At 65.8% G+C, this 24725-nt stretch carries 22 protein-coding genes; 2 read left to right on the top strand and 20 right to left on the bottom strand.

All coding sequences use genetic code 11. The features are described from left to right. Window positions 1-45: 45 nt before the first annotated feature. From TX88_RS08580 to TX88_RS08525, 12 genes are all read right to left on the bottom strand, one after another. Window positions 46-1293, bottom strand: coding sequence for an arginine deiminase (locus TX88_RS08580; RefSeq protein ID WP_044519217.1), 1248 nt, complete (start codon window positions 1291-1293; stop codon window positions 46-48). Between the two features lie 25 nt (window positions 1294-1318). Then, window positions 1319-2773 (bottom strand): basic amino acid/polyamine antiporter, encoded by a 1455-nt coding sequence (locus tag TX88_RS08575; RefSeq protein WP_044516065.1) that lies wholly within the window; start codon window positions 2771-2773, stop codon window positions 1319-1321. A 139-nt stretch (window positions 2774-2912) separates the two neighbouring features. After that, window positions 2913-3785, bottom strand: coding sequence for an SHOCT domain-containing protein (locus TX88_RS08570; RefSeq protein WP_044516064.1), 873 nt, complete (start codon window positions 3783-3785; stop codon window positions 2913-2915). Between the two features lie 56 nt (window positions 3786-3841). Beyond that, the gene (locus TX88_RS08565; RefSeq protein WP_044516062.1) at window positions 3842-4684 is read right to left on the bottom strand and encodes a cutinase family protein; all 843 of its coding nucleotides are present in this window, start codon (window positions 4682-4684) and stop codon (window positions 3842-3844) included. Window positions 4685-4788: 104 nt separating this feature from the next. Beyond that, on the bottom strand, window positions 4789-5655 hold the full coding sequence (locus TX88_RS08560; protein ID WP_244438534.1) for a hypothetical protein: 867 nt from the start codon (window positions 5653-5655) through the stop codon (window positions 4789-4791). 197 nt (window positions 5656-5852) lie between these two features. Next, window positions 5853-7043, bottom strand: coding sequence for an elongation factor Tu (tuf, locus tag TX88_RS08555; RefSeq protein ID WP_044516060.1), 1191 nt, complete (start codon window positions 7041-7043; stop codon window positions 5853-5855). An 88-nt stretch (window positions 7044-7131) separates the two neighbouring features. Further along, window positions 7132-9234, bottom strand: a complete 2103-nt coding sequence (gene fusA, locus TX88_RS08550) for an elongation factor G (RefSeq protein WP_044516058.1) — start codon at window positions 9232-9234, stop codon at window positions 7132-7134. An 87-nt stretch (window positions 9235-9321) separates the two neighbouring features. Then, window positions 9322-9792: a 30S ribosomal protein S7 gene (rpsG, locus tag TX88_RS08545; protein ID WP_003881868.1), complete on the bottom strand. Its 471-nt coding sequence runs from the start codon at window positions 9790-9792 to the stop codon at window positions 9322-9324. Continuing rightward, window positions 9792-10166 carry a 30S ribosomal protein S12 gene (gene rpsL, locus TX88_RS08540; RefSeq protein WP_003881867.1) on the bottom strand — a complete coding sequence of 125 codons (375 nt, stop codon included), beginning with the start codon at window positions 10164-10166 and terminating at the stop codon, window positions 9792-9794. The genes rpsG and rpsL overlap by 1 nt, the downstream gene beginning before the upstream one ends. A 278-nt stretch (window positions 10167-10444) precedes the next feature. Further along, window positions 10445-11068, bottom strand: a complete 624-nt coding sequence (locus tag TX88_RS08535; RefSeq protein ID WP_044516056.1) for a TetR/AcrR family transcriptional regulator — start codon at window positions 11066-11068, stop codon at window positions 10445-10447. Between the two features lie 81 nt (window positions 11069-11149). Continuing rightward, window positions 11150-11680 carry a DUF3558 domain-containing protein gene (locus TX88_RS08530; protein ID WP_044516055.1) on the bottom strand — a complete coding sequence of 177 codons (531 nt, stop codon included), beginning with the start codon at window positions 11678-11680 and terminating at the stop codon, window positions 11150-11152. Between the two features lie 2 nt (window positions 11681-11682). Beyond that, window positions 11683-12267: a DUF3558 domain-containing protein gene (locus TX88_RS08525; RefSeq protein WP_044516053.1), complete on the bottom strand. Its 585-nt coding sequence runs from the start codon at window positions 12265-12267 to the stop codon at window positions 11683-11685. A 133-nt stretch (window positions 12268-12400) separates the two neighbouring features. Between TX88_RS08525 and TX88_RS08520 the strand changes: the two genes are divergently transcribed. Together TX88_RS08520 and TX88_RS08515 are read left to right on the top strand one after the other, a co-directional pair. Further along, the gene (locus TX88_RS08520; protein ID WP_409365857.1) at window positions 12401-12790 is read left to right on the top strand and encodes a DUF3060 domain-containing protein; all 390 of its coding nucleotides are present in this window, start codon (window positions 12401-12403) and stop codon (window positions 12788-12790) included. Between the two features lie 32 nt (window positions 12791-12822). Beyond that, entirely contained in the window at window positions 12823-13239 is a 417-nt protein-coding gene (locus TX88_RS08515; RefSeq protein WP_044516050.1) for a DUF3060 domain-containing protein, read from the top strand. Here TX88_RS08515 and TX88_RS08510 read toward each other — a convergent pair. From TX88_RS08510 to TX88_RS08475, 8 genes are all read right to left on the bottom strand, one after another. Beyond that, window positions 13236-14003 (bottom strand): crotonase/enoyl-CoA hydratase family protein, encoded by a 768-nt coding sequence (locus tag TX88_RS08510; protein ID WP_044516048.1) that lies wholly within the window; start codon window positions 14001-14003, stop codon window positions 13236-13238. The two genes, TX88_RS08515 and TX88_RS08510, sit on opposite strands and share 4 nt — an antisense overlap. After that, window positions 14000-14731 (bottom strand): PaaX family transcriptional regulator C-terminal domain-containing protein, encoded by a 732-nt coding sequence (locus tag TX88_RS08505; protein WP_044516046.1) that lies wholly within the window; start codon window positions 14729-14731, stop codon window positions 14000-14002. The genes TX88_RS08510 and TX88_RS08505 overlap by 4 nt, the downstream gene beginning before the upstream one ends. Before the next feature lies 1 nt (window position 14732). Beyond that, window positions 14733-15647, bottom strand: a complete 915-nt coding sequence (locus tag TX88_RS08500) for a crotonase/enoyl-CoA hydratase family protein (RefSeq protein ID WP_044516045.1) — start codon at window positions 15645-15647, stop codon at window positions 14733-14735. Further along, window positions 15644-17296, bottom strand: a complete 1653-nt coding sequence (locus tag TX88_RS08495; protein ID WP_044516043.1) for an acyl-CoA dehydrogenase family protein — start codon at window positions 17294-17296, stop codon at window positions 15644-15646. The genes TX88_RS08500 and TX88_RS08495 overlap by 4 nt, the downstream gene beginning before the upstream one ends. Before the next feature lie 51 nt (window positions 17297-17347). After that, entirely contained in the window at window positions 17348-18508 is a 1161-nt protein-coding gene (locus TX88_RS08490) for a hypothetical protein (protein ID WP_084621987.1), read from the bottom strand. 93 nt (window positions 18509-18601) lie between these two features. Next, the gene (locus TX88_RS08485; protein WP_044516042.1) at window positions 18602-19732 is read right to left on the bottom strand and encodes a phosphatase PAP2 family protein; all 1131 of its coding nucleotides are present in this window, start codon (window positions 19730-19732) and stop codon (window positions 18602-18604) included. 64 nt (window positions 19733-19796) lie between these two features. Continuing rightward, on the bottom strand, window positions 19797-20549 hold the full coding sequence (locus TX88_RS08480; protein WP_044516040.1) for a deoxyribonuclease IV: 753 nt from the start codon (window positions 20547-20549) through the stop codon (window positions 19797-19799). Window positions 20550-20755: 206 nt separating this feature from the next. Continuing rightward, window positions 20756-24709 carry a DNA-directed RNA polymerase subunit beta' gene (locus TX88_RS08475; RefSeq protein ID WP_044516039.1) on the bottom strand — a complete coding sequence of 1318 codons (3954 nt, stop codon included), beginning with the start codon at window positions 24707-24709 and terminating at the stop codon, window positions 20756-20758. Window positions 24710-24725 lie beyond the last annotated feature (16 nt).

Here is a 24725-nt window from a genome sequence, read left to right as displayed (position 1 = left end):
TCTGGCCACAGGCTAACAGCAGAAGTAGAACGTGTTCCTGGACTCCTACCACTCAATGGGATCACGGATGATCGGGCAGGTCATGCAGTGCCCGCCACCTCGGCCGCGACCCAGCTCGGCACCGACGATCGTGATCACCTCTACGCCCGCCCTGCGCAGCAGGGAGTTGGTGTGGGTGTTGCGGTCGTAGGCGAACACCACCCCCGGTTCTACAGCGACCAGGTTGTTGCCGCTGTCCCACTGCTGACGTTCCGAGTCGTAGGCGGTGCCGCCGGTCTCGACGACCCGGAGCTTCGGCAGGCCCAGCGCGGCCGCGACCACGTCGATGAACGGTTTGGATTCCGGTACCACCTCGACACCTGGCTCGGTATCGCTGGGCAGCAGGGTGAACGCGACGATGCTGTTGACGATCTCGGGGTAGATGGTCACCACATCGCGGTCGGCGAAGGTGAACACCGTGTCCAGGTGCATCGCGGAACGCAGCTTGGGCATGCCGGCGACGATCACCTTCTCGGCCGCACCGCCGGCGAACAGTTCGGCGGCGACCTGGGTGATGGCCTGCCGCGAGGAACGCTCGCTCATGCCGATCAGCACCACGCCCTTGCCCGGAATCAGCACATCACCGCCCTCGAGAGTGGCTTGGCCCCAGGACTTCTCCGGGTCGCCCCACCACACCGTCGAACCCACGTAGTCGGGATGGAACTGGTAGATCGCCTTCATCAACAAGGTTTCGTCATGCCGAGCCGGCCAGAACAACGGGTTGAGCGTCAGTCCGCCGTAGATCCAGCAGGTGGTGTCGCGGGTGTAGAGCGTGTTGGGCAGCGGCGGCATCAGATACTCGTTGACGCCGGTGTCCTCGCGGGCCAGGGCCAGGTACCCGGAGCGGACCTCGGCGGGCAGATCCCGGGTGGACAGTCCACCGATGAGGAATTCGGTGAGCCGGCGTTCGGGAAGAGAGTCCAGGAACCCGCGGGTGTCGTCGACCAGCCCGACGCCGACCTCGTTGGCCACGATCTTGCGGTCCAGCAGCCACGCCTTGGCCTCGGGGATCTCGATCGTCTCGGTCAGCAGGTTGTGCAGTTCGACGACCTCGACCCCACGGTCGCGCATCTTGTCCATGAAGTCGAAGTGGTCGCGGCGCGCGTTCTGCACCCACAACACATCGTCGAACAACAGGTCGTCGCAGTTGGTCGGGGTGAGCCGTTCATGGGCCAGCCCCGGCGAGCACACCAACACCTTGTGCAGCTTCCCGACCTCGGAGTGCACGCCATACGTGGCGGACGGATTCGGCATCATCTTCCTTTCCCGATGGGTGGCACTAGATCTGAATCTGACCGGTGATCAGACCCGCGATTCCGGCCACCGCGCCGAGCAGGATGACCACGAACAGCACCGCCTCCGGCGCCGAGAACACCCGCAGGCTGCGCTCGCGGCGGGCCATCACATACAGGACGGCACCGGCCGCGTACAGGATGCAGGACAACAGAAGGTGATCGAACCCGGCCGCGTACACCAGGAACAGCGTGTAGAACGTGGCCAGCCCCGCCACCACACCGTCGGCGAGCAGAGGTTTGCGGTCCTCGTACGTCTCGCGGGTCAGCACCAGTTTCAGTGCGTAGCCGGCCGCCAAGAAGTAGGGAATCAGAGCCAGAGCCGCGGTGAGGTCCAGCATGAAATCCAGTGCCTCGGAGGTGAAGAGCAGCAGGATGAGCAGCAGCTGCACCAGGCCGCCTGCCATCACCAGGGCCGTCACCGGCGCACCGTGGCTGTTAGTCCGGGCCAGGAAGCGTGGCATGTCCGCGGATTTCGCCGGGATGTAGAGAATCTCGGCAGCCATCAGAGTCCAGGCCAGGTATGCCCCCAACACCGAGAGCACGACACCCACCCGGATGAACACCGAACCCCACGGACCGACAATGGATTCGAGCACCGAGGCCATTGACGGCTGGTTGACGGTGGCGAGTTCGGACTGCGGCAGGACGCCGTAGGACACCAAGGTGACCAAGGCGAAAACCGCGAGCACAGACAGGAATCCGATGACCGTCGCCCGGCCGACGTCCTCGCGCTTCTTCGCGTATCGCGAATACACGCTGGCTCCCTCGATGCCCATGAACACGAACACCGTGATGAGCATCGTGCCCTTGGCCTGTTCGAACACCGAGGCCGACGGACCGCCCTCGGCTTTCCAACCGCCCCAGAAGTTGTCGGCGAACACCCCGGCCTTGAACGCGACGAGTGCGATCACGATGAACACCAGGATCGGAACGACCTTGGCAACCGTCGCAATCCGATTGATCACCGCCGCTTCCTTGACGCCGCGCAGAATCAGGTAGCAGAACAGCCACACGCCCACCGAGGAGACCAACACCGCGAGCACGGTGCTGCCATCGCCCAGCTGCGGGAACAACGCGCTGGTGGTGGCCATGATGAGCACCCAGTACGACGCGTTGCCCGCGCACGCCGATGCCCAGAATCCGAACGCCGAGTTGAAGCCGACGTAGTCGCCGAACCCGGCCTTGGCGTACGCGAAGATTCCGGCGTCCAGTTCGGGCTTGCGGGTGGCCAGCCGCTGGAATACGAACGCCAGCATCAGCATTCCCGTACCGGCGATGGCCCAGGCGATGATCGCGCCCAGCACCCCGGACTCCGCGCCGAACCGGCGGGGCAGCAGAAACACCCCCGAGCCGACCATCGATCCGACCACCATCGCGGTCAGGGTCGGCAGGCTGACCTTCTCGCTCACCTCACCGGTCTTCGGTTCAGCCGTTGTCATATCTCGTCTTTCGCTGTCTGTTGGACGGAGCCTGGACGATCGTGAATCCGGTGTAACCATAAAACACGGTCAGCAAACGGCTGGTGAACTCGCGGAAGGCAGACGGCAAACGTGCCAACCGGGTTCATCCAGAACGCATTCAGAGATCGGCGATGATCTGCTGTCGCTTCGCCGTGTACTCGTCTTCGCTGATTGCACCCGTCGCACGCAGCGTCTCCAGTTCCTGAAGGCGTTGCGCGGTCGACGGCGCGGGCGGTGCCAGAAACGGTGCCGACGGCGCGCCCGGTTCCGATGCCGCCACCGACGTGGTAGGCGCCTGTTGTGCCGCCGATGAGCGCTCGCGCGAAGAGTATGTCGCCGCGCGCCGAACCACCGCCTGGACCTGTTCGCGGACCGCGGGATTGGCCCGCAGGTCGATCATGTTGTCGATACCGATGCCGTGTGCCTTGAGGATCTGCAGGATCTCCATCAGCGGGCCCGACTGTCCGGTGAGGTCGTAGGTCTTGTTGTCCTCGGCGATGGTGAACGTCGCAGGCATCAGACCGCTGACCAGACTGCTTCTCTCCCAATCGATCCGGTATTCGTTGGTGGTCGGGTCCACCAGGGCGACCAACTTGCGGTTGGTGATCATCGGCAGCCGCGACACCGAGGCGAGCACCCGGTCCTGGCTCGCGAACGGCGCGATGCCCGGCCCCGAGATCTGCAGATCCAGCTTCACCAGCGGCTGCTCGTTGATGCGGGTGTTGGTCTCGTGAATGCCGGTGACCTGGGCCAGTGCCAGCACCCCGACCTGTTCGAGCTTCTCGTTCTGCGCCGCCGACTTCGTCCCGGCCGCGGTGAGCCCCAGCGCGATCAGGACATCGATCGCGGTGATCAACAGACCCACCCAGAACATCCACTTCATCATCGGATCACCGCCGCTGACGAAGTAGATGGTCAGGAAGATCGGACCGACGATGCCACACAACAGTACGAAGGACTGAATGCGCACGTACCGCCAGAATGTGGACATCGCAGGCTCCTGTCGTCGGTTGGGCGCCATCAGATTAACGCCCGAGACCGCTCAAATCAGGAGTGAACGACTCCATCCGCCGAGCCACCCGTCGGCACCACCTGCTGCTGCATCGGTGACGGGCCGAGCATCCGGTACAACGGCCAGGTCCACCGGTATCCCCCACTGGCCGACCGGGCATAACTGGTGTGCACGGCGATCGCGGTGGCGGTGACCTCGTCGGCGTCCTCGTCGTAGTCGCAGACCGCATCGCCGCGATCGCACACGCTGATCGTGCGACTGCCGACCGACACCGGCAGCGCGGCCGGAGCGTGAGCCAGGATCGGCCAGTCCTGCGCGACGCCCTTACCGGTTCCGGGCAACGCCGTCGCGGTGCCCAGATTGACCGTGGGGTCGGCGGGCAACCGGTCACCGTCGGCGACCAACAGGGCGGCGGCCAGGTTCGGGCTCGCCGACAACGCCGTCAGATTGCGGTGGACCACCATCGCACCCTGCGAATAGCCGGCCAGCACGACCTCGCTGGCCGGGCACTGCTGGGTGAAGGCCGCGTACTGGTTGCCCAGCGCCGCCACCCCGGCGTCGACACTGCTCATGAAGCCGCCCCAGCCCAGCAGGTCTCCGTCGGCCGGTACCGGCGCCGCGGGGTAGACCACGGCCTCTGCGGTCATTGTTCGGCCGTCTTGCTGCACCCACCTGGACAGGTCGCTCAGGGAGTTGTAGACCACGCGGCCCATGCCGGCGTCGACACTCGGATCGTCACGCTCTCCCGAACCCGCGACACCGATCCAGTGCACGTCGGGGCAGCCTGGCGCTGCCTGTGCCGGGCCTGTTGCCAAGCTGATCAGTGCCGCACCGGCGACCGCACCCGCGCCTACCAGTGCACTTATCCGTCGAAACATCACCGGACCCCCATACCCTTTACCTATGTGGGGTGCATCGCCTCACGGGCCACGTGCGTTACATCAGCCACCAACGGTAACCAGAGCACCAGGGTGCAGGCCGGTCAGAACGGCAGGCCGACCGCCTTGGTGATGCTCGGCAGGTGGGTGAGCGGGTTGTCGAACGACGGCGGCGGAGGCGGCGGCGGCAACTGGGGTGGAGGCGGCAGCTTCGAGAAGTCGAACTGCGGCGGAGGCGGCAACTTGGAGAAGTCGAACTGCGGCGGAGGCGGCAGCTTCGAGAAGTCGAACTGCGGCGGAGGCGGCAGGGCCGGCAAGCTCGCAGCCGCGGTGGGCCCCAGCATCAGCGCTGCCAATCCATCCGGCGACGGCAACCCGCCGTTCTGATTGCCATAACTGGCAGCGGTGATGACGGCGCCCAGGAAGTCCAGTGCGCCGCCGCCGATGCCACCGACACCGCCGGAGACCGAAGAGGCGATGGCGCCCGCGGTGTTCTGTGCGTTCGTGTCGATCAAAGCCGACCATGGCGGCTGCATGGCTCCGGCGTCGAACTGCGGCCAGGAAATGCTGGGCACCTCTGCCGGCGCCTCGGGCAACGACGGAACGAAAGGCTCGGAACGGCTCGCGATGGCAGGACTCCAACTGGACCCGCCGGTGGCCGGCAACGCAGACGCAGGCCGTTCCCGCGGTTTGGGCGCAGGCGTCACGGGAGGCAGCACGTCCGGAATCACTGACGGTGCGGAATGGGCGGCTACCGGTTGCGCGTGTGGGGCAGGTGCCGACAAGGCGGCCGCCGCCGGCTTCGGATTCTCGATCGCAGGTGTTTCCGGCTCCTGTCCGACCACCCACACCAGTGCACCGACAGCGGCGACCGCGACCGTCGTGGACACCCCCGCGACGACTCGGGACGGACTCAATTGGCTCCGGATCCGCTCGGCCAGCGGTGCTGACACCGGAATCGGTTCTGTCACATCAACGTCCATCTATAGCTCGCCCCGTAACGATCAATGGTCCCGAACGTTGCGGAGTCAACGACGTCGCCTCAGCCAAACTATCATCCGCGCGCACGCCACGCTCGTGTCCGTCGGCGCGCACCGCTGGCCGGAAAACAAAAGCGGCGCTCACCCGAAGGTGAGCGCCGCTCTCGCAGTGCTAGGTCAGATCACAATTACTTGTTGATCTTGGTGACCCGGCCGGCGCCGACGGTACGGCCGCCCTCGCGGATCGCGAAGCGCAGGCCCTCGTCCATGGCGACGGGCTGGATCAGCTTGACGGAGATGTCGGTGTTGTCACCGGGCATCACCATCTCGGTGCCCTCGGGCAGGGTAACCACGCCGGTCACGTCCGTGGTACGGAAGTAGAACTGCGGGCGGTAGTTGTTGAAGAACGGCGTGTGGCGGCCGCCCTCGTCCTTGGACAGGATGTAGACGCTGCCCTCGAACTCGGTGTGCGGGGTGGTGGTGCCGGGCTTGACCACAACCTGGCCACGCTCGACGTCCTCGCGCTTGATGCCACGAACCAGCAGACCGACGTTGTCGCCGGCCTGGCCCTGGTCGAGCAGCTTGCGGAACATTTCCACACCGGTGACGGTGGTCTTGGTCGTGGTCGGCTTGATGCCGACGATCTCGACCTCTTCGTTGACGTTGATCACGCCACGCTCGACGCGACCGGTCACCACGGTGCCACGACCGGTGATGGTGAAGACGTCCTCGACGGGCATCAGGAACGGCTTGTCGGTCTCGCGAACCGGATCCGGGATCGACTCGTCGACCGCGTCCATCAGGTCCTCAACCGACTTGACCCACTTCGGGTCACCCTCAAGCGCCTTCAGCGCGGAGACCCGGATAACCGGGGCATCCTCGTCGAAGTCCTGAGCGGCCAGCAGTTCGCGGACCTCCATCTCGACGAGCTCGATGAGCTCCTCGTCGTCCACGGCGTCCGACTTGTTCAGCGCCACCAGGATGTAGGGCACACCCACCTGGCGGGCCAGCAGCACGTGCTCGCGGGTCTGCGGCATCGGGCCATCGGTCGCGGCGACCACCAGGATCGCGCCGTCCATCTGGGCGGCACCGGTGATCATGTTCTTGATGTAGTCGGCGTGACCGGGGGCGTCCACGTGGGCGTAGTGCCGCTTTTCGGTCTGGTACTCCACGTGGGAGATGTTGATCGTGATGCCGCGCTGACGCTCCTCAGGCGCATTGTCGATCTGGTCGAATGCGCGCGACTCGTTCAACTCGGGGTACTTGTCGTGCAGAACCTTGGTGATTGCTGCAGTAAGCGTCGTCTTGCCGTGGTCAACGTGACCGATGGTCCCGATGTTGACGTGCGGCTTCGTCCGCTCGAACTTCGCCTTCGCCACTGTGGTGTCCTCCTGGACTTGTTGGTGCTTTTCCTAAAAGCAGTGTTGATGTGTTCAGTTGTGTGTCGCGACAACTGCCGCGACGAGCTTACTGACCCGTCGCCTTCGCGATGATTTCCTTCGCCACGTTCGCCGGAACTTCGGCGTACGAGTCGAACACCATGGAGTAGTTCGCCCGGCCCTGGGTCTTCGACCGAAGGTCGCCCACGTAGCCGAACATCTCCGACAGCGGCACCTGTGCCTTGACGACACGCGCACCGCTGCGCTCCTCCATGGCCTGGATCTGACCACGGCGGGAGTTCAGGTCGCCGATCACTTCACCCATGTAATCCTCGGGCGTCGTGACCTCGACAGCCATGATGGGCTCCAGGATGACCGGCTGGGCCGCCTGCGCGGCCTTCTTCAGCACCTGCGAACCCGCCACCTTGAACGCCATTTCCGAGGAGTCGACCTCGTGGTAGGCGCCGTCGAGCAGCGTCACTTTCAGGTTCACCAGCGGGTAGCCGGCCAGCACGCCGTACTGCATCGCGTCCTGCGCACCGGCATCCACCGACGGGATGTACTCGCGCGGGATGCGGCCACCGGTGACCTTGTTCTCGAACTCGTAGGTGGCACCGTCCTCGCCGATGAACGGCTCGAGGTCGATGAGCACCTTCGCGAACTGGCCGGAGCCACCCGTCTGCTTCTTGTGGGTGAACTCGACCTTCTCCACCTTGCGGCGGATGGTCTCGCGGTAGGCCACCTGGGGCTTACCGACATTGGCCTCGACCTTGAACTCGCGACGCATGCGGTCCACCAGGATGTCCAGGTGCAGCTCGCCCATACCGCCGATGACGGTCTGGCCGGTCTCCTGGTCCAGGTGCACCTTGAAGGTCGGGTCCTCTTCGGCGAGCTTCTGGATCGCGGTGCCCAGCTTCTCCTGGTCACTCTTGGTCTTGGGCTCGATGGCCACCTCGATCACCGGATCGGGGAAGGTCATCGACTCCAGCACGACCTGCTGGTTCGGATCGCACAGGGTGTCACCGGTGGTGGTGTCCTTCAGACCGATCACGGCGTAGATGTGACCAGCGGAGGCCGACTCGACCGGGTTCTCCTTGTTGGCGTGCATCTGGAACAGCTTGCCCAGACGCTCCTTCTTGCCCTTGGTCGCGTTGATGACCTGGGCACCGGACTCGACCTTGCCCGAGTACACGCGGACGTAGGTGAGCTTGCCGAAGAAGGGGTGCACGGCGATCTTGAATGCCAGCGCGGCGAACGGCTCGTCGGTCGACGGCTTACGCAGAACCTCTTCGTCCTCCTTGCCGGGGACGTGGCCCTTGACGGACTCGACATCCAGCGGCGAGGGGAGGTAGTCGATAACGGCGTCCAGCATGGGCTGAACACCCTTGTTCTTGAACGCGCTGCCACACAGCACCGGGTACAGCTCGCTGTTCACGGTCAGCTTGCGGATCGCGCCCTTGATCTCATCGATCGTGAGCTCTTCGCCGCCGAGGTACTTCTCCAGAAGCGCCTCGTCGGTTTCGGCGACGGTGTCCATCAGCTCGCTGCGGTACTCGGCGGCCTTGTCGGCGAGATCCGCGGGGATCTCGACGGTCTCGTAGCTCTCACCGAGCTTGGTCTCGCCACGCCACACCTTGGCGTTCATCTCGACCAGGTCGATGATGCCCTCGAAGTCGTTCTCGGCACCGATCGGCAACTGGATCACCAGCGGCTTGGCGCCGAGGCGGTCCTTGATGGTCTGCACGGTGAAGTAGAAGTCCGCACCGAGCTTGTCCATCTTGTTGACGAAGCAGATCCGGGGCACGTCGTACTTGTCGGCCTGACGCCACACCTGCTCGGACTGCGGCTCAACACCCTCCTTGCCGTCGAAGACGGCAACGGCACCGTCGAGCACGCGCAGGCTGCGCTCCACCTCAACGGTGAAGTCGACGTGCCCGGGGGTGTCGATGATGTTGATCTGGTTGTTGTTCCAGAAGCAGGTGACGGCTGCGGAGGTGATGGTGATACCACGCTCCTGCTCCTGCTCCATCCAGTCGGTGGTGGAGGCACCGTCGTGCGTCTCACCGATCTTGTAGTTGACGCCGGTGTAATAAAGGATGCGCTCGGTCGTCGTCGTCTTGCCGGCGTCGATGTGCGCCATGATGCCGATGTTGCGGACCTTGTTCAGGTCTGTCAGCACGTCCTGTGCCACGGAAGTCTTCCCAACTCTTTCGCTTGCTTGATTAGGTGTTCGATTGCGCGCGTACCGGCACCCGACGCTGGATGCCGGGCGCGGGTATCACCAGCGGTAGTGCGCGAAAGCCCGGTTCGCTTCGGCCATCTTGTGAGTGTCCTCACGACGCTTCACAGCGGCACCCAGGCCGTTGCTGGCGTCCAGGATCTCGTTGGCGAGGCGCTCGATCATGGTCTTCTCGCGACGAGCCTTGGAGAAGCTGACCAGCCAGCGCAGGGCCAGGGTGGTGGAACGATCGGGGCGGACCTCGACCGGAACCTGGTAGGTGGCACCACCGACGCGGCGGCTACGCACCTCGAGGGCGGGCTTGACGTTGTCGAGCGCGCGCTTGAGGGTGACGACCGGGTCGGTGCCGGTCTTGTCGCGAGCCTGCTCCAGCGCACCGTAGACAATGCGCTCGGCGAGTGACTTCTTGCCGTCCAGCAGAACCTTGTTGACCAGCTGGGTGACCAGCTGCGACCCGTAGACCGGATCGTTGACCAACGGACGCTTCGGCGCGGGACCCTTGCGCGGCATCAGCTCTTCTCCTTCTTGGCGCCGTAGCGGCTACGGGCCTGCTTGCGGTTCTTGACACCCTGGGTGTCGAGCGATCCGCGGATGATCTTGTAACGGACACCGGGGAGGTCCTTCACACGACCACCGCGCACCAGCACCATCGAGTGCTCCTGCAGGTTGTGGCCCTCACCGGGGATGTAAGCGGTGACCTCAACGCCGCTGGTCAGCTTCACGCGGGCGACCTTGCGAAGCGCCGAGTTCGGCTTCTTCGGGGTGGTGGTGTACACGCGGGTGCACACGCCACGGCGCTGCGGGCTGCCCTTGAGGGCCGCGGTCTTGACCTTCGCGACCTTGTCGCGGCGACCCTTGCGGACCAGCTGGTTGATGGTTGGCATGTACCGGCTTTCTCTGTGTTGCTCTGCTCTTTTTTGCTGTTCTAAGTCTCTGTACTGCAGTTATCCCCCGGCCGCGTACCCCGCGTCCGGGCGTGTCGCACGTGCTTACACCGGTGGAATTCCGATGCGTGTTAGACATGCAAATTGGCCCGGCGTGCGGGCACGCTTGCGAAACACTCAGCCGCATGCGCCTTCCGGCCAGGCACGATCTACCACGATACCAGGGCTGGCCGTGCCGAACCAAACCCGCTAACGAGAACCTAATCCCAGGTCAGACGCTACGACTCTCGTTGCCCCATACCTGCGGCCAGTCGTCGCAGCATATCGGTGAACACCGCATCGGTGTCGATGTCGTCCATCACACCCGTCATTTCGAGCAGGACGAAGCCGTGCAAAGCCGACCAGAACTGCAGTGCGGCATAGAAGGCATCCTCGCCCTGCAACCCATAGGAAGTCAGCACTTCGATGACCGGACCGGCCGCCGCCCTGGTGGCTGCCGAGTACTCGGGATCGTCTCCGCCGAAAGGCATCCGGGTGAACGCCGAGTAGCGACCGGGATGGTGATGGGCGTAGCTGCGGTAGGCGCTTGCCATCACCGCGACCGCATCGTCACGGGTGCGGCCGGAACCCACGGTGTTGAGCATCTCGATGATGTCGTCGATCACCCGCATCCGGACTGTGCGACGCAGATCGTCAAGGCTCTGCACATGGTTGTAGAGCGACGGGCCCTTGGTGCCGAGCTGGCCGGCCAGAGCATTGATGGTCAGGGCATCCCAGCCCTCGCGGTCCAGGAACGTCAGCGCGGCGTTGACGATGGCGTCACGGCTGAGCTTGGTGGTCCGAGCCGGCCGCGACTGGGAACGTCGGGCGCCGGCCACCTGTGGCTCCGGCCGAGCTGACATTTGTGCACTGCCTTCGAGTCGAAGTGATTGACGTCCCCCGATGGGGTCGCCGTGAAACTGTAGCCCCTCTGACAGCGCAGATCAGTTCATCCGGCCCTGACTGAGCCGGGCGAGTTTCTCGGTGACCTGACACAGATCGGGCAGCGTGGCCGGGTTCATCGTCTGAATCGACCAGGTGATCACATCCTCACCCTTGGCCACATAGATACTGCACACATTCGCGTCCGCGGCGCGGAATCCCTGATTGCCGTCGATGGACAGTTCGGTGAGGGTGCGTCCGGCGCGGGTCTCCAGGGTCCGCTCGGTGTCCATGTCACTCCCCCGGTACCACCAGGTGGAGATGCCCATCCCGGCGCCGAAGGTGCCAAGCACCGAGTTCTCCTGCCAGAAACACCCGGTATCGCTGACCACGGCCTTGGTGAACATCGAGGAGCCGACGGCATCGGCGATGTCGGCGTCGGTGACACCGTTGCAATCCGCGCCGTGAAAACCGCCGCCGACGGGAGCCGACTCCGGTGCCGGCGGGGCGTCCGTCGATCCACACGCCGTCAGCAGCGCCGCAGCGGCTGCGACGCCGGTCAGACACCTCACTGCGAGGTAGCGGTGCGCCACGGTCAGAGTTCCGATTGAAGCGTGGCCGACAGCAGCTTCTTCGCGTCCTGGCACGGATCGCCCTTGGTGGCTTGCCCGGCTGCACCCGCACCGCGGAACTGCACCCACCAACTGATCACGCCCGACCCGGCCGACGCGGTCGCCGAGCAGGCCGCGCCCGTCACGTCGCGGCGCGCCACGAACGCCTGGTGCCGCTCGACCACGACGTCGGTGATCTGCGCATCCCGGCTGCGCGCCACCGCCCGCTCGCGCTCCAGCGAGCCCTTCTCGAACCAGGAGAAGATCACGTCGAGCATCGCGGGCGAGCCCGCATTCGGCTCGGCACCGGGCTGGGTCTTGCGCGACAGCACGTACTGGCAGACCGCACCGCTGTACGGGCGCACCACGTTGTCGGCGGCCAGGATCTCCTGGATCGTGCTGTCGACGAGCAGCCCGCACCGGTCGTCGACGTATCCGAAACTGCGGTCGGGATCGGCGGTATCGGCCGACGCGCGCTGGGCAGCCCCGTCGATGGTGTGCGAACACCCCGCGACGGTCACCACGGCTGTGACCGCCACGGCAGCAGCCTGAACAACACACCGACGCATTGCTGAACACGGTACCCAGCACCGACACAGCACGCGACCTGTCGGCGAACGCCCGTCAAACTGGTCAACACTTACCGCGACGAGAAGTGCGCCACGTACTCTTCTCGGCAGCGGATCGGAAGGGGAATTCACCGTGAATTGGACAGCTGTGGGCCGGAGGATGATTGTCGGGCTGGCGGCCGGCACGCTCGCATTGCCGCTGGCGCTCACCGTCGGTGCGCCCGGCGCCGCAGCCAAGAACGGTGACACCACGATCACCGGCCAGGGCATCGAACAAACCATTGACTGCAACAACGCCACGCTGATCGTCAATGGAACCGATATCCGGATCACCGCGTTGGGCACCTGTTGGGCGGTTGCCGTGCAGGGGTCGTCAAACGTGATCGTCGCGGACAACGTCATCAACGACGTCACCGTGTACGGCTCCAACCAGACCGTGTTCTTCAAGAACGGTGATCCGATACTCGTCGACCGTGGCCGTGAACTGGGGATGACCAACCAGATCAGTCGCGTCCCCGCCTGATCAACGCCCGAGGCAGAAAGCAGAGACTTACCGTGTTCACCCGTTTCCCCCACACCCAGTTGATCCTCGGGATCGGCGCCGCCGCCGCGGCGTTCACCCTCGCGGCCTGTGGTTCCGAAAGTTCGGACACCACCACCCCGAGCGCCACCGCGGGACAGTCCGGGGTCAACGTCGAAGTCGGCAACACCATCAACTACATGTCGGTCGGCACCACGACCGACATCGACTGCGCCGACGGCAAGTCGCTCACTGTCGGTGGCACCAACAACACGCTGACGGTCAAGGGCACCTGCGCCAATGTGAACATCGGCGGATCCGACAACAAGATCACCTTCGAGCGGATCGACAAGGGCCTGACGATCATCGGGCTGAACAACACCGTCACCTATGCGGCGGGTGACCCGAAGGTCACCAACACCGGCAGCAACAACAAGGTCAACAAGGGCTAATCGGCGCTGGCGCCGTGCCGGCCCGCTCCGGCGGCGAACCGACCGGCGCCATGGGCGGCCTCTTCCGCGACGCGGGCGACGCTGGCGAATTCGAATTCCATTGCCGCCTGCTCGGATTCACCCCACTGGTGCAGCGCTGACAGGCGGTCGGCCCGCAGACACTGTTGAGGCAACCGGGACAGTTCGCCGGCCAGTTCCTCTGCCGCGACGCGGGCTTGCCCTGTGGGTACCACCCGGTTGGCCAGGCCGATCGCGTGGGCTTCGGCCGCGTCGACGGCGCGCCCGGTCAGGATCAGGTCCATGGCGCGGCCCTGCCCGATCAGCCGGGGCAGCCGCACGGTGCCACCGTCGATCAGTGGCACTCCCCAGCGGCGGCAGAACACCCCCAGCACGGCGTCTTCCTCGACCACGCGCAGGTCACACCACAACGCCAGTTCCAACCCGCCGGCCACCGCATGGCCGCCGATCGCAGCGATCACGGGCTTGGACAACGCCATGCGGCTCGGCCCCATGGGTCCCGGCCCGGCGGGGTCCAGCCGGTTCATCTCCGGCGTGCCGAATGCCTTGAGATCTGCTCCGGCGCAGAATGTTCCACCGGCACCGGTCAGCACCGCGACGGCGGCATCCTCGTCGGCGTCGAATTGCTCGAACGCCGCGTACAGCGCCGCGGCAGTGGGGCCGTCGACCGCGTTGCGGGCATGCGGCCGGTCGATGATGACCGTGGTCACCGGTCCGTTGCGTTCGACCCGGACAGATTCGGTCACGTCGCCTCCATCAGTTCGGTACGGTCACGCCGCACGACCAGTTCGGCGGCAAAGTCGTTGTACGCCTTACGCAGTTCAGCACCCGGCCACTCGCCCGACAGCAACCCGTCCGGCAGCACCGGGTCCGCCAGCAGGTGACGCACGATCCCCGCGGCCGCGACGAACCGGCCCGGAACGTCGGTCGCGGCGGCCATCTCCTCCAGTAGCTGCTCGCCCGTGCGCCGCCAGCCGGGCAGATCCCACAGCGTGGCGGCCAGGCCGGCCGGATCCTCGTCCCTGGCATGCAGCAGCCGCACCCGGCCGGTGATCTCCTGGGGCAGCACCTGGTCCAAATTGTCCGGGCGCATCCACACACCCTCGCGCAGCTCGCCGAACCGATACTGCTGCAGGGCATTCCGCAGCGAAGCGCGGGTGCGGGCGTCGGTGCCCACACTGGTGATGACCAGTGCCTGCCACTGCCCGTCGTAGTCCCGCAGTTTCGGGTCGATCGCGTCGTCCTGGCGCCGCTGGCGGTTCAGCAGGCGGTCCGACAGCCGGTAGCCGTCCTCCGAACGGATCAGGTCACCGGCGCCGACCATGCGGGTCAACGCCACCCGCAGGGTTGGTTCCTTGATGTCGAAATCGGCTGTCAGCCTGACCAGTTCGGCGGCACTGGCCCAGGCCGGGTGGGCACCGAGCAACACGCTCAGCACCACCGACCGGGCCGTCATCCGAGTGAGCGCGGGCATGTCAGACCTCAGAAGACCTGCGCCCGTGGTCGCCCATCGGCTCGTCGCGATGGCGCACCGCTTCGCGGAAGCCGTGTTCGACTGCGTCGGCCACGAAGGCGTGCCCTTCGGGAGTGTGCCGCGCGATGCCGTCGAACACCGTGCTCACCATCCGACTGGTCGCCACCCCCTGCTGCAGCAGCGCGGAGTTGCAGGCCAGCTTGGCCATGATGAGCTGGTTGACGGGCATGGCGGCGATGCGTGCGACGAGGCGCTCGGTGCGCTCGTCGAGGTCTTCCGGTTCGGGCGCCTCGACGGCCAGGCCCCATTCGGCGGCCTTCGCACCGGTGATGCAATCCCCGGTGAACAGAAGCCGTTTGGCGCGTTGATCGCCCAACCGGTGCGCCCACAGGCCGGCGGCCGGAACGCCCCACACCCGCATGGGCGGGTAGCCGATCTTCGCGTCGGAGGCGGCGATCACCTGGTCGGCGTGCAGCGCGATGTCGGTGCCACCGGCCACGCAGTAGCCGTGAATCTTGACCACGGTCGGCTTGTCGGCGTGCATCAGGCTGGAGAAGCCGCGCACGAAGCGGCTCATCATCTGATAGTCGACCATCGGATCCCACGGTTGGTCCGGAAGATGGTTGACGGCCTGCGTTTTCCCCGACAGCACGGTCCCGTCGTAGCGGGCGCCCCCGGCCTCGCCGGTCCCGTCGGCGTAGGCCGACAGATCGAATCCGGCGCAGAAACCCTCACCACGGCCGGACACCAGGATCACGTGCACGTTCGGGTCCAGGTCGGCCCGCTCGACCAGGGCCTGCAGCTCCAGCGGGGTGTCCGCGACGATCGAGTTGCCTTTTTCGGGGCGGTTGAAGGTGATTCGCGCTATCCGATCGGTGACCTCGTAGGTCATCGTCTTCAGCGTGTCGACCGTCATACGTTGTCTGTCCTCCTCGCGTGCGGAGCCTTGACCAGGGCACGCTCGAGGATCGGCGCCAGATCCAGCCCGGTCGGCAGGGTGCCGAAGGCCTGGCCCCACTGCCCGCCGAGCCTGCTGGCCAGGAACGCCTCGGCCACGGCCGGGTGTCCGTGACGCACCAGCAGCGCGCCCTGCAGCGCCAGCGAGATGTCCTCTGCGACCTTGCGGCCCCGGTAGGTGATGGTCTCCAGATCCTGCAGATCGTTCTGCAGCGTGGTGACGTGGCGGCCCAGCCGCGGGTCCTGCCCGGCGGTCCTGGAGAGTTCGTCGAAGAGCACCTCGATGCTCTCCGGCCGGGTTGCCATGGCGCGCAAGGTGTCCAGCGCGCTGACGTTGCCCGAGCCTTCCCAGATACCCATCAGCGGGGCCTCCCGGTACAGCCGGGGCATGCCCGAGTCCTCGACGTAGCCGTTGCCGCCCAGGCATTCCATCGCCTCGGCTGCATGCGGGGTGGCCCGCTTGCAGACCCAGTACTTGCCGGCGGCCAGCCCGATGCGGCGCAGCAGTGCCTCGCGCTCGTCACCTCGGACCGCCTTGTCGGTGGCACCGGCCATCCGCATCGCCAGCATGGTCGCCGCCTCGGCCTCCACGGCCAGGTCGGCGAGCACGTTGCGCATCAACGGCTGATCGATCAGATAGGCGCCGAACGCCTTTCTGTGCTGGGCGTGGTGCACGGCACGGGTCAGGCCGCTGCGCATGCTCGTGGCGCTGCCCAGCGTGCAGTCGAGCCGGGTGAGGTTGACCATCTCGATGATGGTCGGCACGCCGCGACCCTCCTCGCCCACCAGCCAGGCGGTGGCGCCGTCGTACTCGACCTCGCTCGAGGCATTGGCGTGGTTGCCCAGCTTGTCCTTGAGCCGCTGCAGGAACATCCGGTTGCGGCTGCCGTCGGGCAGGATGCGCGGCAGGAAGAAACAGCTCAGACCGCCCGGCGCCTGGGCGAGCACCAGGAAGATGTCGCACATCGGGGCCGAGGTGAACCACTTGTGGCCGCGCAGCGAGTAGGTGCCGTCGCCGTTGGGAGTGGCTTCGGTGGTGCCGGCGCGAACGTCGGAGCCGCCCTGCTTCTCGGTCATCGACATGCCCGCGGTGATACCGGCTTTCGTCGTGGCGAGCTTGAGCTCGGGGTCGTAGACCCGGCTGGTCAGCAGCGGCTCGTAGATCGCGGCCAGCTCCGGGTTGAACCGCAGCGCGGGCACGACGGCGTAAGTCATCGAAATCGGGCAGACGTGCCCGGGTTCGACGGTCCACACCGAGGTCTTGGCGGCACGCACGACGTGGGAGCCCTCGCGGTCGTCGGCCCACGGGGCACCGTGCAGACCGTGGGTGACGGCCACATTCATCAGCTCGTGGTAGGCCGGGTCGTATTCGACCTCGTCCACCCGGAACCCGTAGCGGTCATGGGTGTGCAGCACCGGGCGGTTGCGGTCGGCCAGTTCCCCCCAGCGCTGAGCCTTGGCGCTGCCGTTGATCGCGCCGAGTTCGTGCACCTCGTCGACGCCCCACTGTCCGCCTTCGCGGATGAGGGCCTCGGCGAGCACCGGGGAGGTGGCGGGGTTGTAGTCCTCCAGCGTGGGGACCTGATTGGTGACGACGTGCGTGGCCATGCACCCAGTGTTACAAATTCACGACAACCGCACAATACTTGTAATGTCTGTTCAGGTCTCCGCCTTGCGGACCTGCGGCGGCGGGACGGTGTCGGCGCCACGCACACTGTTCAGCACGGTCTGCCCTTGCTGATCGATGAACCTGGTGAACAGCTGCTGGGCATAGCCGAACACCAGACCCCAGGCCAGGATCTGGGCCGAGGTGTCCAGCGCATTCAGGCCCGGAACGAACTGCCCGCGCATCAGGAGCAGGCCGAGGAACGCCGTCAGCGCTCCGGTCGGCAGCTTGAGTGCCGCGAGCGCCACCGGAATGCCGTAGCGTTCCGACGAGCCTCGGACGTGGCTGATCGCTGCGGCAGCCGCGATGGCCGCGGCGACAAGTCCGATCAACTCGACCACGATGATGTCGGTGCGTTTGGCGGTGTCGGCGACCACGTCGCCGATGTCCACACCGTTGCCCGGTTCCCCGGCCCGAAGAGGGACGAACGGTGCGGACGCGTTGGTCGGACACACCACCGACTGCTCAGAGACCCCCTGCGGGGCAAAACACATAGGGATCAACGTCGGGTTTCGCAAGCCGATCACCGCCAGAACCACAACCAGCAGCGATAAGAACAGCGTGGTGCTGACCACGATGTTGCGAAAGCTGCGCAGCCGGATGTTCTCCCGCAGTGCCGCGGAACTGGCAGCGCGGACGGTTGCCACGATCTGATCGCGCGCAGCCTCGACCTTGTTCAACGACGATTCACGATCACCGGACAGGTTCTTCACCAGCCGCTCGAACTCCTGCCGGCCAGGGTCGGTCGAACGGAGATGACGCTGCACGTGCCGCAGCAGTGACGGCAGCTGCCCGGCCAGATATTCGGTCGGTGCCAGGTTGAGCAACTGCGCCTCGGCAGCGTCGAGATTGCTCATCGCGCGTTCGAGCAGCGGGCCGTTGCGCGACAGCCTGATTCGCTTGCCGAGCTCCGGCTTCTTGCCCGACGCCGCGTCCCTCGCCGCGCTCAGGTGACACTTGATTGCTTTCGACAGTGCGGCATCGACGTCGCGCGAGCTGGCCTGCGACAGGTAGTCGGTGAGCGTCTCCAGCTCATATGCCCGGGTCAGCGTGCTCTCTCGCCAGGCCACCCAGACCGGTCCCCCAACCGACCGGACGGCATCGATGCGGGGCAGCGGGTTTGTCGGGGCCGGCGGCGCCTTCGTGATGATCACGATTATCTCCTCACCTGGTGGGTGATGGTGATGACCGTAAATTCCACCGATCGCATTCGGCACGCGTAGTCGACTACTCGATAAACGCCGGATTCACGAGCGGGAAGGGTCTGCGACCTCCAGGCCGGGGTCCGGCATCGGGTCCACATTCGCGGCCGGCGGTTCGGACCCGCAGGCACGCGTCTGGCGCGCTTCGTAGCGATTGAGCGCGAACAGCACCACGCCCGCCAGGGCCCAGCCGAGCAGGATGTCGACCACATAGTGCTCGGCGGTGTACACCAGCGTGAATGCCATGATCAGCGGATAGGCCACCAGCACCGGCCGCCATCCCCGGTTCACCCGGCTCCACAAGAACACCGCGACCGCAGCGGTGAGTCCCGCGTGCAACGACGGGATCGCCGCGACCAGGTTCACGCTGGCCTGTCCCTGATCGATCAATGCCGTTGCGGTGTGCAGATTGAGCTTGCCCCAGCCACGGGTGACGATCCGTTCGATCCACTCGTGCGCGCCGTCGCGACCGTCCTGCATGACGCCGAGGAGTCCACCGTCGACCGCTTCGCGCGCCGATCGGAACATGCATCCGGGGCCGGACGGGCCGCCGTCGACGTCATCGGCGCTGCACCGCGCCGCCGCCCACGGTGGAGCAGCAGGCAGCAGCGCATAGATGATCAGGGCTGCGAACGACAGCCCGACGAACAACCGCACGAACCGCTTCCACTCCTCGCGGTCACGCAGCCACAGCACACCCGCGACGACGTAGGGAAGGATGAAAAACGACATGTACACCGTGCTGATCACGACTTCCCACCACGGCGGGTGCAGCAGTTTCAGCCGTTCCTGCAACCACACCGTGGGCACCGTGCCGAAGAACATCCAGCGATCCGCGTCGACCTGCCAGTGCCACATGGTGGGCCGGCCGACCAGGGTGGCCGCGCCGCGGCTCAGATCGTAGGCGGCCAGCACCACGGCGAACGGCAGCCAGTCCCTGATCACGTAGAGCATCCGCCTGCCCTGCCCGATGCTCGCGGCCAGCAAACCGGTGGCGATATAGAGCAGCAACAGTTCGCGGTTGAACGCGAAACCGTCGGTGGCGGTGCGGTAGACGACCACGGCCGCCCACACCAGGATCGCGACGTACCGCAGAATTCGCAGTCGACGGGCACGGTTGGTGGCGCCCCATTCCGCTGGGGCTTCTTCCGTTACCGAGTCATCAACCGCGGTCACAGAGGTGACGTTAGTTCACCTTTGCTTCACGATGCCGTTGAAAACGGTTCAGGTCGCGAACGTGTCAGCCGGCGTGCTCGCGCAGAAACGCGATGTCGTCCTTGCGTCCCTCTTCTGCGGTCTCACAGATCACCGGCGCATCGGCCGCCTTGACCACCGCGGCCAGCAACTGCGGATCGATCTGCCCAGCACCGAAATTCGCGTGGCGGTCGGCACCGGAGCCGGCCGCATCGCGTGAATCGTTGCAGTGCACCAGGTCGATGCGCCCGGTGATGGCCTTGATCCGGTCGACGGCGTCGATCAACGCCTCCCCCGCCGCCCACGCATGGCACGTGTCGAGGCAGAAGCCAATTCCTTTGTCCCCGATGCGATCCCACAACCTGGAGATGGTGTCGAAATGCCGTGCCATGGCATGATCGCCGCCCGCGGTGTTCTCCAGGTACACCGGCACATCGGTGTTCAGCGCATCCAGGGCCTTGACCCAACGCTCGAACCCAGCCTCCATGTCGTTGTCATCGGCGTGTCCGCCGTGCACGATCACCGCGGTGGCGCCGATCTCGGCCGCGGCGTCGCACGTGTCCTGCAGGATCTTGCGGGACGGAATCCGCACGCGGTTGTTGGCCGACGCCACGTTGATCAGGTACGGCGCATGCACGTACAGCGGCACCGTCGACGCCTTTAGCAGCTCAGCGTCCTCACGGGGCTGTGGCTTCTTCCAGCTCTGCGGGTTGCCGAGGAAGAACTGCACGACGTCGGCGCCGTCCGAGGCGGCTGCTGCCAGTGGGTCGGTGTTGTCTACATGCGAACCGATGAGCACGCCGCCAAGTCTAGGCCGCCGTCCCGACACGAAATCGCCGACGATCCCGGCATCATCCCCGCATCCAGGGGGTCGGCCGCCACGAATGACGCCGAATGGCCACTTGTGACACGCGAAATGGCTTGCGGAGTGGCACAACTGGCCACTCGCACACACGCGGCGCACGAAAAAGCCCCCGCACAGGGCGGGGGCTTTTCCGTGAACTACTAGCGGTAGTCCGAGTATCCGTAATCGTCCAGCGGCACCGCAGCACCGGTGGCCTGGCCGAAGTCCGGGCTGTAGTACTGATCCTCGTAGGACGGGATCGTGTACGCCGCAGCGCGGGCCTCTTCGGTCGGCTGCACCTGGATGTCGCGGTAACGGGCGATGCCGGTACCGGCCGGGATCAGCTTGCCGATGATCACGTTTTCCTTCAGACCCTGCAGCTTGTCGCTGCGGCAGTTGATCGCCGCATCGGTGAGCACGCGCGTGGTCTCCTGGAACGACGCCGCCGACAGCCACGAATCCGTGGCCAGCGATGCCTTGGTGATACCCATCAGCACCGGACGGCCGGCCGCGGGCTCGCCGCCCTCGGCCACGACCCGACGGTTCTCGGTCTCGAACTCGGCGCGCTCGGTGAGCGAGCCGGGCAGGAACTCCGTGGCACCCGAATCGATGATCGTGACGCGACGCAGCATCTGCCGGACGATGACCTCGATGTGCTTGTCGTGGATCGACACGCCCTGGGCCCGGTAGACCTCCTGGACCTCCTTGACGAGGTGGATCTGCACCTCGCGGGGGCCCTGGACACGCAGAACCTCGTGCGGATCCGCGGAGCCTTCCATGAGCTGGTCGCCGACCTCGACGTGGTCACCGTCGGACAGCACGCCTTCGGAGCCGTCCTCGTGAGTGATCACGCGCAGACGCTGACGCTTGGAGAGCTTGTCGTAGACAACTTCCTCGCCGCCATCGTCGGGGACGATGGTGATCTTGAAGAACTTGTCGCTCTCCTCCAGCCGGACCCGGCCCGCGACGTCGGCGATGGGCGCCTTGTTCCGCGGAATACGGGCCTCGAACAGCTCCTGCACGCGAGGCAGACCACCGACGATGTCGGCGCCACCGGTAACACCACCCTGGTGGAAGGTACGCATGGTCAGCTGAGTACCGGGCTCACCGATGGACTGGGCGGCGACGATGCCGACGGCCTCGCCGATGTCGACCAGCTTGCCGGTGGCCATCGAGCGGCCGTAGCACTTGGCACACACACCGGAGGCCGAGGCACAGGTCAGCACGGAGCGGACCTTCACCTGCGTGATGCCGGCAGCCAGCAGCGCGTCGATGGCCGGGTCACCCAGGTCATGGCCGCGCTCGATGACGACCTTGCCGTCGGCGTCGACCGCGTCGGTGGCCAGGGTCCGGGCGAACGCCGAGGTCTCGACGTGCGCATCCCGGATCAGCGAGCCGTCAGCGGCGCGCTCGGCCAGGTGCACGATGATGCCGCGCTCGGTCTCACAGTCGGTCTCGCGAACGATGACGTCCTGCGACACGTCCACCAGACGACGGGTCAGGTAACCCGAGTCGGCGGTACGCAGAGCGGTGTCGGCCAGACCCTTACGAGCACCGTGGGTGTTGATGAAGTACTCCAACACCGTCAGGCCCTCACGGAACGAGGACTTGATCGGGCGCGGGATGAACTCACCCTTCGGGTTCGTCACCAGACCCTTCATACCTGCCAGGGTGCGGGTCTGGGTGAGGTTACCCGTGGCGCCCGACTTCACGATCGTGATGATCGGGTTGTCGGCCGGGTAGTACTCCTCCAGCGCCTTACCCACCTCTTCGGTGGCGTCCTGCCAGATCTTGACCAGGGACTCGTTGCGCTCGTTGTGGTTCAGCGCACCGCGCTGGTACTTGCGCTCGATCGCCTCGGCCTCGGCCTCGTGCCGCTCCAGGATCTCCTGCTTCTGCGGCGGCACCAGAACGTCGGCCATCGAGACCGTGACACCCGAACGGGTGGCCCAGTGGAAACCGGCGTCCTTGAGCTTGTCGACGGTCTGCGCCACCACGATCATCGGGAAGCGCTCGGCCAGATCGTTGATGATCCGGGCCTGGACCTTCTTGTGCATCTGCTCGTTGACGAACGGGTAGCCCTTGGGCAGCAGCTCGTTGAACAGCACGCGACCCAGCGTGGTCTCGGCGGTCCAGGCCTCGCCTGGCTTCCAGCCGTTCTCGAACAGCTCGGCCTCGACGGCGACCGGCGGACGCTGCTGCGTCAACCGCACCTTGATCTTGGCGCGCACCGACAGGGCACCGCGGTCCAGCGCCATGATCGCCTCGGCCGGCGAGCTGTACACGCCCTGCTCCGCACGATCCTTGGCGGCCGGCACGTACTCGCCGGTGTCGCCCGGGACCTCGGTGGTCAGGAAGTACAGACCGGTCACCATGTCCAGACGCGGCATGGCCAGCGGCTTACCCGACGCCGGGGACAGGATGTTGTTCGAGGACAGCATCAGGATGCGGGCCTCGGCCTGGGCCTCTGCCGACAGCGGCAGGTGCACGGCCATCTGGTCACCGTCGAAGTCGGCGTTGAACGCCTCACACACCAGCGGGTGCAGCTGGATGGCCTTGCCTTCCACCAGCTGCGGCTCGAAGGCCTGGATACCCAGGCGGTGCAACGTAGGTGCACGGTTCAGCAGCACCGGGTGCTCGGCGATGACCTCTTCGAGGACATCCCACACCTGGGGACGCTGACGCTCCACCATGCGCTTGGCGCTCTTGATGTTCTGCGCGTGGTTCAGGTCGACCAGACGCTTCATCACGAACGGCTTGAACAGCTCGAGGGCCATCAGCTTGGGCAGACCACACTGGTGCAGCTTGAGCTGGGGACCGACCACGATGACCGAACGGCCCGAGTAGTCGACGCGCTTACCGAGCAGGTTCTGACGGAAGCGACCCTGCTTGCCCTTGAGCAGATCGGACAGCGACTTGAGCGGACGGTTGCCCGGCCCGGTGACCGGACGGCCACGACGGCCGTTGTCGAACAGCGCGTCCACCGACTCCTGAAGCATGCGCTTCTCGTTGTTGACGATGATCTCGGGCGCGCCGAGGTCGATCAGTCGCTTGAGCCGGTTGTTGCGGTTGATCACACGGCGGTACAGGTCGTTCAGGTCGGAGGTGGCGAAACGGCCACCGTCGAGCTGAACCATCGGACGCAGCTCCGGCGGGATCACCGGGACGGCGTCGAGCACCATGCCCAGCGGGGAGTTACCCGACTGCTGGAAGGCAGCGACGACCTTCAGACGCTTGAGGGCGCGCAGCTTCTTCTGGCCCTTGCCGTTCTTGATGGTGTCGCGCAGCGACTCGGCCTCGGCCTCGATGTCGAAGTTCTCGATGAGCTTCTTGATCGACTCCGCGCCCATGGCGCCGGTGAAGTACTCGCCGTAGCGGTCCTGCAGCTCGCGGTACAGCACCTCGTCGACGATGAGCTGCTTGGGAGCCAGCTTGGTGAAGGTGGTCCAGATCTCGTCGAGCCGGTCCAGCTCACGCTGGGCCCGGTCACGGAGCTGACGCATCTCACGCTCGCCGCCGTCGCGCACCTTGCGGCGCACGTCGGACTTGGCACCCTCGGCCTCGAGCTCGGCCAGGTCGGCCTCGAGCTTCTGGGCGCGGGCCTCCAGGTCGGAGTCACGCTGGTCCTCGACGGCCTTGCGCTCGACGGCCATCTCGGCCTCGAGCGTGGACACCTCGTTGTGGCGCATCTCGTCGTCGACCGAGGTGATCACGTAGGCCGCGAAGTAGATGATCTTTTCCAGATCCTTCGGGGCCAGGTCGAGCAGGTAGCCCAACCGTGACGGAACACCCTTGAAGTACCAGATGTGCGTGACGGGTGCGGCCAGCTCGATGTGGCCCATCCGCTCACGACGCACCTTGGCGCGGGTCACCTCGACGCCGCAGCGCTCACAGATGATGCCCTTGAAGCGGACACGCTTGTACTTGCCGCAGTAGCACTCCCAGTCGCGAGTAGGTCCGAAGATCTTCTCGCAGAACAGGCCGTCCTTCTCAGGCTTCAGCGTGCGGTAGTTGATGGTCTCCGGCTTCTTGACCTCGCCGAAGGACCAGTTACGGATGTCGTCCGCGGTGGCGAGGCCGATGCGGAGTTCATCGAAGAAGTTGACGTCTAGCACGTAACTCCCTTTCCCC

Origin of the sequence: Mycolicibacterium septicum DSM 44393, from assembly GCF_000455325.1 — a bacterium.
In the GTDB taxonomy this organism is placed as follows: Bacteria; Actinomycetota; Actinomycetes; order Mycobacteriales; family Mycobacteriaceae; genus Mycobacterium; species Mycobacterium septicum.
This window is presented reverse-complemented; position numbering and strand designations above follow the sequence as displayed.

Excerpts from the sequence above, each read along its gene's own strand:
- TX88_RS08580 (WP_044519217.1), bottom strand. The coding sequence starts at position 1,293 with ATGCCGAATCCGTCCGCCACGTATGGCGTGCACTCCGAGGTCGGGAAG.
- TX88_RS08575 (WP_044516065.1), bottom strand. The coding sequence starts at position 2,773 with ATGACAACGGCTGAACCGAAGACCGGTGAGGTGAGCGAGAAGGTCAGC.
- TX88_RS08570 (WP_044516064.1), bottom strand. The coding sequence starts at position 3,785 with ATGTCCACATTCTGGCGGTACGTGCGCATTCAGTCCTTCGTACTGTTG.
- TX88_RS08565 (WP_044516062.1), bottom strand. The coding sequence starts at position 4,684 with ATGTTTCGACGGATAAGTGCACTGGTAGGCGCGGGTGCGGTCGCCGGT.
- rpsG (WP_003881868.1), bottom strand. The coding sequence starts at position 9,792 with ATGCCGCGCAAGGGTCCCGCGCCGAAGCGTCCGTTGGTCAACGATCCG.
- rpsL (WP_003881867.1), bottom strand. The coding sequence starts at position 10,166 with ATGCCAACCATCAACCAGCTGGTCCGCAAGGGTCGCCGCGACAAGGTC.
- TX88_RS08535 (WP_044516056.1), bottom strand. The coding sequence starts at position 11,068 with ATGTCAGCTCGGCCGGAGCCACAGGTGGCCGGCGCCCGACGTTCCCAG.
- TX88_RS08525 (WP_044516053.1), bottom strand. The coding sequence starts at position 12,267 with ATGCGTCGGTGTGTTGTTCAGGCTGCTGCCGTGGCGGTCACAGCCGTG.
- TX88_RS08505 (WP_044516046.1), bottom strand. The coding sequence starts at position 14,731 with ATGCCCGCGCTCACTCGGATGACGGCCCGGTCGGTGGTGCTGAGCGTG.
- TX88_RS08500 (WP_044516045.1), bottom strand. The coding sequence starts at position 15,647 with ATGACGGTCGACACGCTGAAGACGATGACCTACGAGGTCACCGATCGG.
- TX88_RS08495 (WP_044516043.1), bottom strand. The coding sequence starts at position 17,296 with ATGGCCACGCACGTCGTCACCAATCAGGTCCCCACGCTGGAGGACTAC.